The sequence below is a fragment of the Oceanobacillus sojae genome (genome assembly GCF_007991515.1).
Classification (GTDB): domain Bacteria; phylum Bacillota; class Bacilli; order Bacillales; family Amphibacillaceae; genus Oceanobacillus; species Oceanobacillus sojae.
In genome coordinates this window covers 205,744-220,048 of sequence record NZ_BJYM01000002.1, presented here as the reverse complement: position 1 = coordinate 220,048, position 14,305 = coordinate 205,744, and the positions used below count along the sequence as shown (strand labels likewise).

The window sequence follows — 14,305 nt, the reverse complement described above, 5'->3', positions numbered from 1 at the left end:
TCAACAACGAGGAGAAATGCAGAATGAAGAAGCGGTTTACTTTATTATTAATTTTAATTTTTACAATATTCATTTTAGCTGCCTGTGGAAATCAAGAACAGTCAGCAGGTGGAGCAGGAGATAGTAATGAGCCGGCAGGGGATCCTGTGGAAGGTGGAACATTGACGATTGCATATCCTTCTGAACCGGATACACTTGATTGGATGTCGACAGGAGCAACACCTACCCGAGATATTGCCTGGCATATTTTTGAACCATTACTTGCTTTGGATAATGATTATCAGGTACAACCGATGATTGCAGAAGATTTTACAGTTAGCGATGATGAAACACTTTATACGATTACGTTAAGGGATGATGTGAAATTTCATGATGGTTCTGATGTAACAGTAGACGATGTGATTGCATCTTTAGATAGATGGAGAACTGTTTCATCGGTTGGAAAAGAGTCTGATAGATTCATTGAATCCGTTACAGCGGTAGATGATAAAACAATTGAAATTCAATTGACAGAAGTATATAACGCATTTTTATCTGATATGGCCGCACCGAAAAATGCTTTGATGATTATTCCTGAAGAAATTGCAGAAGAAGCTGGAGAACAGCCATTAACACCGGAACAATTAATAGGAACAGGTCCTTACCAATTTGATAATTGGAGTCGTGGCAGTGAAATTGTTCTAACTAAATTTGAAGATTATGCTGCGCGTGATGAAACCGATTTAGGAGGATTGACAGGGGAAAAGGTCGCTTATTTTGATAAGCTGGATTTTCAGATTGTAAAAGATCCACAGGTTGCAATTAACGGTATTAAAACAGACTTGTATGATTATGCTTTATCAATTCCAAATGATTTATATGACGTTGTAGAAACAGATCCTTCGATTGATCCAGTAAGCTATATCAATGGATATTCTACGATTACACCGGATAAATCGGAGCCGCCGTTTGATGATATTAAAGTGAGAGAAGCTTTAAATCTTGCATTAGACAAAGAAGCAATTGCAGAAGCAACTTATGGAAACAGTGATTTTTATTCCTTTGATGGGGCACTGTTTGATCCAGAGCAGACGAAGCTTTATTCTGAGGAAGGTACAGAGAATTATTTAAATTTTGATCCGGAACAGGCAAAGGAATTATTAGCGGAATCTGATTATAATGGAGAGTCACTTAAAATAATGCATTCTAATGACTCAGAGACTTATAAAAGAATTTCACAGATAATGAAGCAGCAGTTAGAGGAAGTAGGATTTACGATTGAAATTGTACCGCTAGAATGGGCGACATATTTAGAACAGTGGTCTGATCCGGCAAATTGGGATATTGTAGTTGTCGGCTGGTCAACACGATTCTCTCCAAATGAACTGGGTATGCTTGTCAATGACATCAATAGCAGCGGCTGGTATGACAGCGAGCGTTGGAGAGGATTAATTGATGACTGGGCTGTCGCTTCTGACGACGAAGCCAGATTAGATATTTTGTCAGAAATGAATGAAACTGTTTGGGAAGAGCTTCCGTTTATTAAAGTGGCTAATGAAACAAGGCTTGATATTAAAGGAGAACAGGTTCAATTAGAAGAAACATGGGTTGGACCAAGATTCTGGGGAGCCTGGAAGAATCAATAAATAAAAGGATTAAGAAGCCATGTTCATCCGTTATGCTGATATGGCTTCTTTTTCTATTAAATTTGAATACGTATTTAAACCGATAAAATATTACTATGCTGGCACCAGAAGCATCGGCTTATCAGGAGCCGCTATGGTAAAACAGCAAATGAGGTGAATGAGGTTTGTTACAATATACAATTCGTCGGCTTCTATCTATTATTCCAGTCATGCTAGTGGTGAGTATTATTGTTTTTATGATTGTCCATCTTACTCCCGGAAATCCGGCTTACTTGATTCTGGGAGAGGATAGTTCAGCAGAGGCTGTCCAACAGCTGGAGGAACAGCTTGGGTTGGACCAGCCAATAGTTGTCCAATTTTTTGACTGGGTGACAAATGTTTTTAAGGGAGACCTGGGAGAGTCTGTTTATTCTTCCGAACCGGTTCTATCTATTATATTAGATCGAATTGGACCTACCTTCAGCGTGATGTTGATTTCTATGATTTTTACGTTAGTTATTGCTATACCAATTGCGATTTTTGTAGTCTGGAAAAGGCAGACTGTTTTAGATCCGCTATTTATCTCAGCGTCTTTATTAGGTGCATCTATTCCAGAATTCTGGTTTGCTATGTTATTAGTATTAGGATTGGGAGTCAGTATCCCGATTTTTCCGGTAGCAGGTTATATACCAATTGCAGAAGGATTTCTGCTTTGGCTGCATCATTTAATCCTGCCGGCTTTTGTTCTAGCAACAGTAGAAATAGGTTTAATATCGAGAATGCTGCGTGACGGAATGTTAGAGGCAGTAAATCAGGATTATACGAAAACAGCCCGGGCGAAGGGAATAAAAGAGAGTGTTGTACTGATGAAGCATGTTTTTGCTAATGCTTTAATCCCGACAACTACCGTTATTGGTGTAACGATTGCAGGATTGTTAGGCGGGACAGTTATTATTGAGACGATATTTACCATACCAGGAATTGGGCAGCTGCTCATTGATTCGATTCACCGGAGAGATTACCCGGTAATACAAGGCGTTGTTTTATTTATTGCTGTTATTTATGTCGTTATCAATTTACTGGTTGATTTGCTTTATGGTCTGCTTGACCCGAGAATCCGTTATGATTGAGGCGGAAGTGCAGCACCATTTATGAGATTGATTTACTCTATTGAGAAAAAGGAGATATCCCTATGCTGAAGAAAAAAAGAAATCTTGTTGCTCTTTCTATACTGTTATTATTGACAATTGCAACAATAACAGCTGATGTCTGGCTGCCTGTTTCTCCTGGTTTTATAGATGCTGCGCAGCGGCTGCTTCCTCCATCCGGGACATTCTGGTTTGGTACTGACCATTTTGGAAGAGATGTTTTTGCATTAACTGTGGTAGCAGCAAGAGTCTCTCTGACTGTCGGTTTTACAGTTGCAGTATTAGCAACCATTCTGGGAACAATCACAGGCTTAATCGCTGGTTATTATAAAAAAGCAGATTTTATTATTATGCGCGTTATTGACGGTATGCTTGCCTTTCCTTCTTTACTTCTTGCATTGGCGCTTGTTGCAGCATTGGGAGGAAGTGTAACAAATATTATTATTGCATTAACTTTTTCGTTTTGGCCGGTAATGACACGTATTGTACGGTCAGCTGTTCTGCAAATAAATTCGGTTCAGTATATTGAAGCGGCAAAAACTTCAGGAGTCAGTGATCCGGTAGTTATATCGAAATATGTTTTACCGAATGTTTTGTCTCCTATTATAGTTCAGGGAACGTTTATCTTTGCGAAAGCCATTCTTGCAGAAGCGGCGTTAAGCTTTTTAGGTGTTGGGGTAGACCCATCAACGCCAACCTGGGGAAATATGCTTCAGGAATCACAAATTTATATTTCCATCGCACCGTGGATTTCCATTTTTCCAGGATTGGCAATTGTTGTTACAGTACTTGCCTTAAATATGCTTGGCGACGGATTACGTGATTCTTTCGATCCACATGCAAGAAAAAACAAAAAAAGAAAGCAGCACTTTGTTAAAACGAAAATAGCATCTTAAGAGAGGGGGCGGTATTCATGCTTGAGATAAAGAATTTAAAAACCTACATTGATACAGAAAACGGAACGGTAAAAGCGGTCGATGATGTATCTTTTCAAATTAAAGCGGGAGAAACCATCTGTATTGTAGGTGAATCTGGGAGCGGGAAGAGTGTATTAGCACATTCCATTATGCAGTTAAACCCTTCTCCCCCAGCCTTTCATCCGGAAGGAGAAATACTTTTTGAAGGGAAAAATCTGCTGGATGTAAGTGAAAAAGAGCTTCGCAGAGTGAGAGGAAATGAAATCTCTATGATTTTTCAGGATCCTATGTCCAGTCTGAACCCCGTTTTTAGAGTTGGAGATCAGCTGATTGAAGCAATTCGTTCTCATGAGAAGGTATCGAAAAAAGCCGCAAAAAAAAGAGCTTTGGAGCTCTTAACAGATGTTGGCATTCCTGATCCTGAACGTAGACTGCATGACTATCCACATCAATTTTCCGGGGGAATGCGCCAGCGTGTTTTAATCGCGATTGCACTCGCTGGCCGCCCAAAAGTATTAATTGCTGATGAACCGACAACAGCACTTGATGTGACCATACAAGCGCAAATCCTTGAATTAATGCGTTCGATTCAGAAAAAGTATGGAACTGCGATTATTTTAATTACACATGATCTGGGAGTCGTTGCACAGATTGCTGATAGAGTGCTTGTCATGTATTCAGGCAGAATTGTTGAGAAAGGTAGTGTATCAGATATATTTTATCGTTCCACGATGCCTTATACCTGGTCCTTACTACGGTCACTTCCTCGTATTGATTCAGATGCATCGAATCGATTGATACCAATTCAAGGGCAGCCCAGCAATTTAATTGATCGTCCAAAAGGCTGTCATTTCCAGCCAAGATGTCCATTTGCTACAAAAGCATGTTTAGAAATTGATCCTTCGTTAACAGAACGTGGAGAAGGACACTGGGCTGCCTGTATATTATCTGAAGAGGAATTTTTTAATAAGAAGCAAGAATTTGAAGTAAATGCTCAGAAGGGAGCTGTAAAATAATGTCTGAGCCGTTACTGGAGTTAAAGGATATAAAAATGTACTTTCCGATAAAAGAAAAAGTATTTAAAAAACCTGTGAACCATGTAAAAGCAGTAAACGGAGTCAGTCTGACTGTCCGGCAGGGAGAAACTTTGGGAATTGTGGGTGAATCCGGCTGCGGAAAAAGTACATTGGCCCGTACTATTGTCGGTCTTTTAGAACCGAGCTCTGGAGACATACTTTTTGAGGGCAAAAGTATTCTGGGGTACAATAAAAAGCAGATGCATGAATTACGCAGAGATATCCAAATGGTATATCAGGATCCGTACACCAGTCTGAATCCAAGAATGAAGGCTGGTGAGATTATTGCAGCACCGCTAAAGGCATTTAAAATGACAAGTAATTTAAATGAACGGGTTTATGAATTATTAGATCTAGTTGGTCTAAAGAGAGAGGATGCAGAAAAGTTTCCGCACCAGTTTTCTGGAGGACAGCGGCAGCGGATCGGCATTGCCAGAGCTCTTGCTCTGAATCCAAAGCTATTAATTCTGGATGAACCGGTAAGTGCATTGGATGTATCCGTACAGGCGCAGGTAATTAATCTGCTGGAAGATTTGCAAGAGGAACTGGGGCTGACTTATGTGTTTATTGCCCATGACTTATCGGTAATTAAACATATCGCTGACAAAGTTGCGGTAATGTATCTTGGTAAGGTGATGGAATTATCCGACAGTGATACATTGTATCATCATTCCAAGCATCCATATACAAATGCGCTCCTGTCAGCGATCCCGTTACCAGATCCTGAGAAAGAGAGACAGCGGCAGCGGATTATGCTGAAAGGCGAGTTGCCGTCTCCTGCTAATCCGCCAACTGGATGTATTTTTCATACGAGATGCCCGATTGCCCAAGAATCATGCAAACAGCATATTCCTGTTTTAGAAGAAAAGGACGGGAGTAATCCTAATCATCAGGTTGCCTGTTTTTATCCGCAGGAGACCGAGGCAATTGTCAGTAGTAACTAATTAAACTTAAAGGAAGAAAGGAATGTATCCAGATGAATCGGCTAAAAATTTCTCAGATGGAAGCGTATATAATTGAAACATTACGTGTAAATGGAATAACGAATGAAGAAATAATACATGATGTAAAAGAAAAAGATGTGTCAAAATGGAAGCAAATTCATGAAAAGTATGATTATGAGCAGTTGATTACGTTAGCTGAGAAGGATTTTGAAGCCTTTGAACAAGTAATTAATGAAGGATATGCTGTTAAATTTGTCACGGTTGGCGGCTTGGAGAGGTTATTAAGACTGAAGTTTCAAAAAGAACCCGGGGAGGATTATCAGAAACTGGAGACAGGTGCCAAGGCATTGAAATTGGATGCAGCTTCTCTTCATGAGTTAGAGCAGATGCTTTCTCTTAATTGGAGGGTGGAGAAAGATGAGCAGGGGATATCGGTATTGTTGAAGGAGCAGAAGGAATTTATATAATATAATTTTAGAAAACGCTATGAACCTAATATTCATAGCGTTTTTTAATTTATATCAGCTAAAAGTAATTTAATTGAAAGCTTCTGGAGTATTTCATGTTATCACCGGGTTCTGTATGTAGAATATTAATTAAACTTAAGAAGTTACAATCCAAGAATTAAATATTAATTTTATTGTTTCTTCTAAATAATATCAGTAATGGTCACCTTCTCAGTTTCTAGTATAACTTTGAAATGTTTAACAATAATAACCTTTTCTTACTCCCTTTTTGTTGCAGAAATTTCTATGTAAGCACCGCTTTTTAAAAAGGTAAAGACAATGTCTATAACGTTTACTTTTAATTTTGGGAAAAGAAATTTATTTTATAAAGTAAAATTTTATTAGCTGGGGTTTTCTTTTTGCTCTCCTATATCTAAAAAATGCGAAGTTCACGATGTTGTAGGACTGGGACAGCGATTACTCGCCCCACCGAAAAGCGTTGTAGTAACCCCTTTTATGACCTTCATCTAGTCACACAACGATAAATTTTTTAAGAATATTAATTAAGCATCAAAAATGGTAGCGTCCTTATATTTGATTAAGAAATTATTGAGTTAATATTCGAAAAAATAATTCTACTTGTTGACAAGAAAAATATATCAGCATATAATAAAAGCGAATTATAACATATGTTATATCTTATAACATATGTGAAAAAATCAATCATAAGTGATGATTTATAACATATGTTATTTAATGTTGTTTTATGTTATGAATATAATGTATGCGCTTTAAAAATTGTGAGGAGGAGTTAATATGTCTATTTATCAAGAATTACAAACAAGACAGAAAGAAAATAACCCTATCAAAGTAGGCGTTATCGGAGCAGGACAAATGGGTTTCGGTCTTATCTCACAGATATCCCGTATTCCTGGAATGATTGTTGGAGGCGTATCTGATATTGATCAAACCAGGGCACAAAAGGCTGTTGAATTTTATAAGTCCGAGGAAATTTTAAAAGTTAACACACTTGCATCATCTGATTATAGAGAAGTAATCCAGTCTTCCAATGTAGAGGTAGTAGTTGATGCAACTGGAGTACCTGAAGTCGGAGCAAATATTTCTTTAGAAGCATTAAATTCAAGAAAGCATTTGGTTCTATTAAACGTAGAAGTGGATATAACAATTGGTTCTTATATGAATTCATTATTTCAATCTTCTGGACTTGTTTATTCTGGTTCAGCAGGAGACGAGCCGGCAGCTATCGTAGAATTATATGAATTTGCTAAGACAATGGGCATGAAAGTTGTTGTTGCAGGTAAAGGTAAAAATAATGCGTTGAAGCCAACAGCTAACCCAGATACAGCAGCTGCTGAAGCAAAATCTAAAAATATGAGTGCGCATATGCTGGCTGCATTTCAAGATGGAACAAAAACAATGGCAGAGATGAACTTATTAAGTAACGCAATAGGCTTAGTTCCGGATAAAGTTGGAATGCACGGTTTAGACGCTAATTTAGACGATGTTGCAAAAAAATTAAACTTAAAAGAAAATGGTGGAGTTTTAGATCGTTTAGGAGTCGTCGAATATGTAAACGGATTAGCTCCGGGAGTTTTTGTCATTGTTAAAAGTGATTTAGATCCTGTTAATGAAGAATTGCGTTATTTATTAAAGGTAGATGAAAGTCATGGAGATCACTATACATTATTCCGTCCATATCATTTAGCCAGTTTAGAGACTCCGATTACTATTGCTAAGGCTGTTTTACAGCAAGATACGTCAATTCATCCATTAGGGGCACCGATTTCAGAAACGGTAACCGTTGCAAAAAAAGATATAAAAGAAGGAGAAAAATTAGACGGGATCGGTGGTTTTTCTATTAGAGGAGTATTGGAAACGCATAAAGAAATGGAAAAGAATGGACATATCCCTATCGGTTTAATTAGTGGAGAAGTCGTTGCTAAGAAAGATATAAGAGAAGGTCAATTTTTAACACATGATGATGTGGAACTTGACCCTTCAACAACTGTTTGGAAGTTAAGATCCTTACAAGACCATATGTTTCGCAATAAATAATATTGATAATTATAAAATTTGAAATAGATTTATTTCCTTTTTACATGCTTGTTTAAAGGATTTGAGATATTTGAAGGAATTTTATTAAGAGAGAGCTATTTCTAAGAGAAGATTTATCTAAGCAGTTGATGTTGAATATTGGATTAAAGATAGGAAAAAAATTCTGTCATCAAACAGTAGGAGGAGAAGGATATGATAAAAATGAATATTCTTGAAATTGGTGCCCTAGTACCAGATTTTGAAGAAGAAAATTTATTAGTACTTTTTAATGAAACCGTTCCGCCTGAGTTAAGAGACATTTCGGTAATTCATCGCTTTGAAGAACAGCCTAAAGATGCCTTAGAATTTGGAAAAATAATTGTGATTGGTGGTAGAGAATATACCATTCAAAAAGTTGGAGAAGAAGCCAATTCTAACTTTGAAAGTCTCGGTCACCTTTCCATTTATTTTAAAGATGATAAGGAAGAAGAAATTTTACCAGGTGCAGTTTTAGTAACGCCAAGTGATTTTCCAATATTAAAAGAGGGAGATTCGATTCAAGTTAAATAATGTGAATAGTTTATTTCATAGAGTAGCTGTTTCTAAATAGATTACTATTACGAGAGGATGGGTGTTAAATGGATTTTATGATAATGATTGCTGAAGGCTTCATTGGAATGTTTGAAGCTGGAGCTGAAGTATTTATGGGTTATATGACGGGGATTATACCTTTATTAGTTACATTGATCACAGCTGTTAATGCGATAACAAAAATGATTGGAGAAGAAAAGATAAATGGGTTTATTCAAAAAATCACGAAATATGCTGTACTCCGTTATACGCTTGTACCTTTTATAGCAGTTTTTTTCTTCACGAACCCAATGTGTTATACAGTTGGTCGATTTTTACCAGAGAAATATAAACCGGCATTCTATGATTCTGCGGTTTCTTTTGTGCATCCTATAACCGGTCTTTTTCCCCATGCCAATTCTGCAGAATTATTTGTATGGCTGGGAGTGGCAACAGGATATACAGCTGCAGGTGGTAGTCAAGCACAATTAGGTCTTATGTTTTTACTAACCGGTTTAATTGTTATTTTAATGAGAGGTTTGGTTACTGAACGAATTAGTGCTTATATGTTTAAAAAACAAGGTCATGAAAAGATTCTTAAGGAAAATTAAAATCTAAACATAAAGGGAGGAAATCTCATGAGTGCTTATAAAAAAGTCAAAGTATCTAAAGGAAGAAATGGGTGGGGCGGTCCCCTAGAATTTACACCAACAGATGAAAAAAAATATGTCATTAGTGTTACAGGGGGAGGCATCCACCCGGTAGCTGAAAAAATTGCAAAACTTTCCGGAGCAGAAGTAGTAGATGCATTTAAAAATCCGGTAGATAAAAATGAAACATTAGCAGCGGTCATTGATTGTGGTGGAACAGCAAGGGGAGGAACATACCCAAAATTAAGAATACCGACAATTAACGTTAAAGTAATGAGTCCATCGGGCCCATTAGCAAAATTTATTACAGATGATATTTTTGTTTCTGGTGTATCTGTAGAGAATATTGAGCTTGCTGATGAAAAAACACCTTATGTAGAATTAGAATCTGAAAAAATTGATTATTCAGAACAAAATGAAGAAGCAGCTGCTCCAACTGCTGATGATCAGCCAGAAACCAATAGTGCACAAAATGCTGGCTTCATAGGATTAATTAATAAAATTGCCAGAGTCGCAGGGGCTTTCATGAATATTTTGTACCAGGCAGGTCGTGATACTGTCGACTCTATCATTAAAAATATAATTCCATTTATGGCGTTTGTTGCAACTTTAATCGGAATTATCAACTATACAGGTATTGGAGAAATATTAGCAAATGTATTTGTCCCACTAGCAAATAATATCGGCGGACTTATTATTTTAGGTGTAATTACAGCGCTTCCATTTTTATCACCTCTACTTGCTCCAGGGGCTGTTATAGGTGCGATTATCGGAACACTAGTTGGAAATGAAATTGCAAACGGTAACATTGAAATGAGTATTGCACTTCCAGCGTTATTTGCAATAAATGCACAAGTTGGAACGGACTTTATTCCAGTTGGTATGGCGTTAGGAGAAGCAAAATCTGAAACAGCTAGCGTTGGAGCACCAGCAATTCTATTTTCGAGGGTAGTCACAGGACCTGCAGCAGTAATCATTGCATATTTTATGTCATTTATGTTGTAGAAAATCGTTTGATAGGAGGAATAGGATGCTACCAGATTCATTTAGATTTGGAGTTATGGAAGGAAAAGGAAACGTTAAAGTGCGAGAAGAGAAGTTACCCAATTTAAAAGATGATGAAGTGCTAATTAAGCAGGAAGCATGTAATATTTGTACAACAGATTATCAACAATGGCAAGGAAAACGTGAACATCAAGGATACCCAATGGCAGGTGGACATGAAAGTTCAGGAATAATTATAGCTAAAGGAGAAAAAGTAAGTAATTCTTTAACAGTTGGGGATCGGGTTTGTATTTTATATGATTTTTGTGGGGACTGTGATAAATGTAAAAAAGGGGAAATTACTTCTTGTAGAAACATTAAACAATTTGGAAAAAATTATTCTGACAAATATTACGGTATTTTTGGGTTTGCGAATTACTTTATTAGAAAATCAAAAAGTGTCGTGAAAATTAGTAATGAGTTGTCTGCTTCGGAAGCAGGCTTTGTGGAACCTTTATCCTCCGTACTAAAAGGAATGCGCAAACTCCGGATTAATTCTGGATTTGATACGGTTGTTGTTATTGGTGGGGGCACAATGGGATTACTAAATGCAGCAGTTGCTCAAGCAATGGGAGCAAGGGTAATTGTATCTGAACGGAATCCCCAAAAAGTAAAAAAAATTAAACAAATGAAATTAGAATTAATTGATGCTGGCAATGAGGATCCGGTAGAACAAGTTAGAAAAAGAACAAATGGTAATGGTGCAGATATCGTCATTATTGCAGTTGGAACTTCTTCAGCAAATGAGCAAGCTTTAGAGATGATAAAAAATGATGAGGGGAAGATTCTTTTATTTGCTGCGGGTTACCCAGCACCAGAATTAAATATAGATTCTAATACCATTCATTACAAACAATGTGAACTTATTGGTACGTATGGATCGAATCTGGATGATTTTAATAATGCAGCAAAAATGCTAAGTGAACATCGAGTTAATGTAAGCCCTTTAATTGAAGAGAAGATTCCATTAACTAGAATTCAAGAAGCTTTTGAAAAAGCAAGTACACGTGGGAATTATCGTATTTCCGTTTTATTACAGTCGTAAATATAAAGAAAAAATGAGAAGGTGAAAAAATGAAATGTTTAGCAATCGCTGATTTATTTATTGATAAACAAATGATGAAAGAAGGCCTTGCTAGTTTAGAAGATTTTGGGATAGAGATAATTGTAAAAGAATGGAAACATGAAAATTTAGAAGCATTACAAAATGATAATATAACATTGGAATCCAAAGGTAGCGAGGCAATTGCCCTTCCTGAAGAATTAATAGAAGGATTAGAAGACTATGATATGATCATTACCCAATTTGCACCTATCGGGAAAAAGGTAATCGATCAATGCGAGAATTTGAAGTTATTAGGAGTACTTCGAGCAGGTATTGAAAATGTGAATCAAGAATATGCTAAATCGAAAGGAATCATAGTTTTAAATACACCAGGACGTAGCATTACAAGTGTCTCAGAGTTTACAGTAGGGATGATTCTATCCGAAATTCGAAATATAGCGAGAGGTAACCATAAACTAAAAAATGGGGAATGGGAAAAGTATTTTCCAAATGGTGTACTAGCACCAGAATTGAAGGAATCAACCATTGGTTTAATTGGGTATGGTGCTATTGGTCAACGAGTTGCAGAATTACTTCGACCTTTTGGCGGTAAAATTTTATTCTTCGATGACTATTATCAAGGCGATACACATGACACACAAGTTAATACCTTAGAAGAACTAGTAAAACAAGCTGATATTCTTTCCATGCATTACCGTCTAACAGAACAAACGAAAAATATGATTAACAAAGAGCATTTTAACGTAATGAAAAAAAATACAGTTTTAATAAATACTGCACGTTCCGGGTTAATTAATGAGCAGGATTTGGCAGAGGCATTACGAGAGAGAAAAATTGCCGGAGCAGCAGTAGATGTGTTTGATATTGAACCATTACCAAGAGATCACCCTTATAATAATTTGGATAATATTACGATCACACCACATATTGCGGGGTCAACAGTTGGTAATTTTGCTAATTCACCAGTAATATTGAGTAAACGAATTATTGAAGCATTAGAGTGAAATTATATTAATTTAAACAATGGGTGAATTGTTTATTTTTCATCCATTGTTCTTTATTCTTAGTATGATTTTGTAAAAAAAACACCAAAGTAGGAGGTTAAAAAATGGACCCCTTATTATTTCTATCATTTTTAGTTATTATTCTTATTATTCAAGCATTAACAGGAATTATCCATGTGAAATATTATCAGAAAAAAGTTAAAAAACTCACACAACAATATAGTGAAGGTTATCTTGGTGTTGGAATGACTAAAAAAATGTTTCGGATCGGAAAAGTAGCTATTGTTGTTACGGATAATGAAGGAATCATTCAAGAATGTAATATTTTATCAGGATTAACGGTACTTTCTAGATTTGCAAAGTATAAAGAATATGTTGGAGAAAATATAGAAATTGTTGATTGGAGAAAGAAAAAACATAAATTAGTTGTCCAAGACGCTATTAAACGTATAGAAGAACAAATGAAAAGAAAAGCTAAAGTAATGTAAATTTGTCACGGAGAATCGTCTAAAAAACTCCTGCCTCCCAAATAAAGAATAAAAATAAATTTATTTAGGCGGAAAATTCAGATGAGCTAACTCCTTAAATCACTTAGGCTAACTCAATGGAAGAAGAATAAAACTCCCGCTAAGTGAAGCTTTGACTTATATTAGAAAAAAAGAAAAAATTCAATATATACAAATTTTTAATCCCCGTTATATTTATCAAGTGGATAAAATGATATAATAAGATTTAATTAATTTGAATTTAAATTTAAATTTATATAATTTTAACAAGAACAGGGTGTAAAGGAATGTCCTATTTAGATGATCGCAGATTAATGATTAAGATTGCGAATATGTATTATGAAGCAGGAGAAACGCAATCAACTATTGCACAAAAAATTGGAGTTAGCCGATCATTAATATCGAAATATTTATCAAAATCTAAGGAATTGGGTATTGTCGAAATCATTATTCATGATGAGGAGTATCATACGGTATCAAGCTTGGAGACAAAGCTGGAAAAAAAATATGGATTACGTGAAGTGGTTTGTTTACCTGAAACGGAGCAGGGAAATATTAAAGCTCAGTTGGGAGCGGCAGCAAGTAAATATTTGTTAAGAATGATAAGAAATAATCAAGTTATCGGAGTATCTTCTGGAACGACCCTATATGAAGTTGCAACAGCCATGACATCCAGTCAGTATTTTTCAAATGTATGCTTTGTTCCTATTGTTGGAGGGATGGGGGACGAGCGTTTAGACATACATGCAAATCATATTGTTGCAAAGCTAGCAGAAGCATTAAAAGCAAATTATCATCTTTTGCATGCTCCTGTTGTTGTTGATTCTAAAGAGACAAAAGAAATTATATTAAAACAATCGTCTATAAAAAATACTCTTGAAATGGGTAATCAGGCGGATGTCGCTCTTGTAGGTATTGGAGGATCTCCAAAGCATTCAACGATGGTCAAATCTTATAAAGATTATGGTATTATTGATGATTTAAACGAGAAAGAAATTGCAGGAGATATTTGTTATAACTTTATCAATGATGAAGGAAATTTAATAGAAAATGAATGGAATGAAAAAACGATTTCCGCTGATATCAATAAGCTGAAAAATATTCCATTAGTAATTGGCGTTGCAGCCGGTGAAGAAAAAGTAAGAGGAATTAAAGCTGCTCTCTGTGGGGAACTGATTCATGTATTAATAACCGATGAGATTACAGCAAAACTATTACTAGAGAATTGAGTTCATATTTGATTAATGAGCAGTATTTCGTATAAAAAACGTCCAA

General features: G+C 36.1%; 15 protein-coding genes. All 15 read left to right on the top strand.

Annotated elements, in window-relative coordinates; all coding sequences use genetic code 11:
- The first annotated feature begins 23 nt into the window (after window positions 1-23).
- The 15 genes from OSO01_RS02860 (at window position 24) to OSO01_RS02795 (ending at window position 14,259) form a co-directional block, all read left to right on the top strand.
- Entirely contained in the window at window positions 24-1,625 is a 1,602-nt protein-coding gene (locus tag OSO01_RS02860; RefSeq protein WP_147208454.1) for an ABC transporter substrate-binding protein, read from the top strand.
- 19 nt (window positions 1,626-1,644) lie between these two features.
- Window positions 1,645-1,782 (top strand): hypothetical protein, encoded by a 138-nt coding sequence (locus OSO01_RS23190; protein ID WP_186813527.1) that lies wholly within the window; start codon window positions 1,645-1,647, stop codon window positions 1,780-1,782.
- Between the two features lie 7 nt (window positions 1,783-1,789).
- Window positions 1,790-2,734 (top strand): ABC transporter permease, encoded by a 945-nt coding sequence (locus OSO01_RS02855; RefSeq protein WP_147208450.1) that lies wholly within the window; start codon window positions 1,790-1,792, stop codon window positions 2,732-2,734.
- A 62-nt stretch (window positions 2,735-2,796) separates the two neighbouring features.
- Window positions 2,797-3,648: an ABC transporter permease gene (locus OSO01_RS02850; protein WP_147208447.1), complete on the top strand. Its 852-nt coding sequence runs from the start codon at window positions 2,797-2,799 to the stop codon at window positions 3,646-3,648.
- A 17-nt stretch (window positions 3,649-3,665) separates the two neighbouring features.
- Window positions 3,666-4,685, top strand: coding sequence for an ABC transporter ATP-binding protein (locus OSO01_RS02845; protein WP_147208444.1), 1,020 nt, complete (start codon window positions 3,666-3,668; stop codon window positions 4,683-4,685).
- Window positions 4,685-5,689 carry an ABC transporter ATP-binding protein gene (locus OSO01_RS02840; RefSeq protein WP_147208441.1) on the top strand — a complete coding sequence of 335 codons (1,005 nt, stop codon included), beginning with the start codon at window positions 4,685-4,687 and terminating at the stop codon, window positions 5,687-5,689. Before OSO01_RS02845 ends, OSO01_RS02840 begins: the two co-directional genes overlap by 1 nt.
- A 32-nt stretch (window positions 5,690-5,721) precedes the next feature.
- Entirely contained in the window at window positions 5,722-6,156 is a 435-nt protein-coding gene (locus tag OSO01_RS02835) for a hypothetical protein (protein WP_147208438.1), read from the top strand.
- Between the two features lie 795 nt (window positions 6,157-6,951).
- Window positions 6,952-8,211: an NAD(P)H-dependent oxidoreductase gene (locus OSO01_RS02830; RefSeq protein WP_147208437.1), complete on the top strand. Its 1,260-nt coding sequence runs from the start codon at window positions 6,952-6,954 to the stop codon at window positions 8,209-8,211.
- 192 nt (window positions 8,212-8,403) lie between these two features.
- Window positions 8,404-8,760 carry a PTS glucitol/sorbitol transporter subunit IIA gene (locus tag OSO01_RS02825; RefSeq protein WP_147208434.1) on the top strand — a complete coding sequence of 119 codons (357 nt, stop codon included), beginning with the start codon at window positions 8,404-8,406 and terminating at the stop codon, window positions 8,758-8,760.
- A gap of 68 nt (window positions 8,761-8,828) precedes the next feature.
- Window positions 8,829-9,371 (top strand): PTS glucitol/sorbitol transporter subunit IIC, encoded by a 543-nt coding sequence (gene srlA / locus OSO01_RS02820; protein WP_147208431.1) that lies wholly within the window; start codon window positions 8,829-8,831, stop codon window positions 9,369-9,371.
- A gap of 27 nt (window positions 9,372-9,398) precedes the next feature.
- Window positions 9,399-10,415 carry a PTS glucitol/sorbitol transporter subunit IIB gene (gene srlE / locus OSO01_RS02815; RefSeq protein WP_147208428.1) on the top strand — a complete coding sequence of 339 codons (1,017 nt, stop codon included), beginning with the start codon at window positions 9,399-9,401 and terminating at the stop codon, window positions 10,413-10,415.
- A gap of 25 nt (window positions 10,416-10,440) precedes the next feature.
- Window positions 10,441-11,499 carry a zinc-dependent alcohol dehydrogenase gene (locus tag OSO01_RS02810; RefSeq protein ID WP_147208425.1) on the top strand — a complete coding sequence of 353 codons (1,059 nt, stop codon included), beginning with the start codon at window positions 10,441-10,443 and terminating at the stop codon, window positions 11,497-11,499.
- Between the two features lie 29 nt (window positions 11,500-11,528).
- Window positions 11,529-12,524, top strand: coding sequence for a 2-hydroxyacid dehydrogenase (locus tag OSO01_RS02805; RefSeq protein WP_147208422.1), 996 nt, complete (start codon window positions 11,529-11,531; stop codon window positions 12,522-12,524).
- A gap of 104 nt (window positions 12,525-12,628) precedes the next feature.
- Window positions 12,629-13,012, top strand: a complete 384-nt coding sequence (locus tag OSO01_RS02800) for a transcriptional regulator GutM (protein ID WP_147208420.1) — start codon at window positions 12,629-12,631, stop codon at window positions 13,010-13,012.
- A gap of 305 nt (window positions 13,013-13,317) precedes the next feature.
- Entirely contained in the window at window positions 13,318-14,259 is a 942-nt protein-coding gene (locus tag OSO01_RS02795; RefSeq protein WP_147208418.1) for a sugar-binding transcriptional regulator, read from the top strand.
- The last annotated feature ends 46 nt before the right edge of the window (window positions 14,260-14,305 follow it).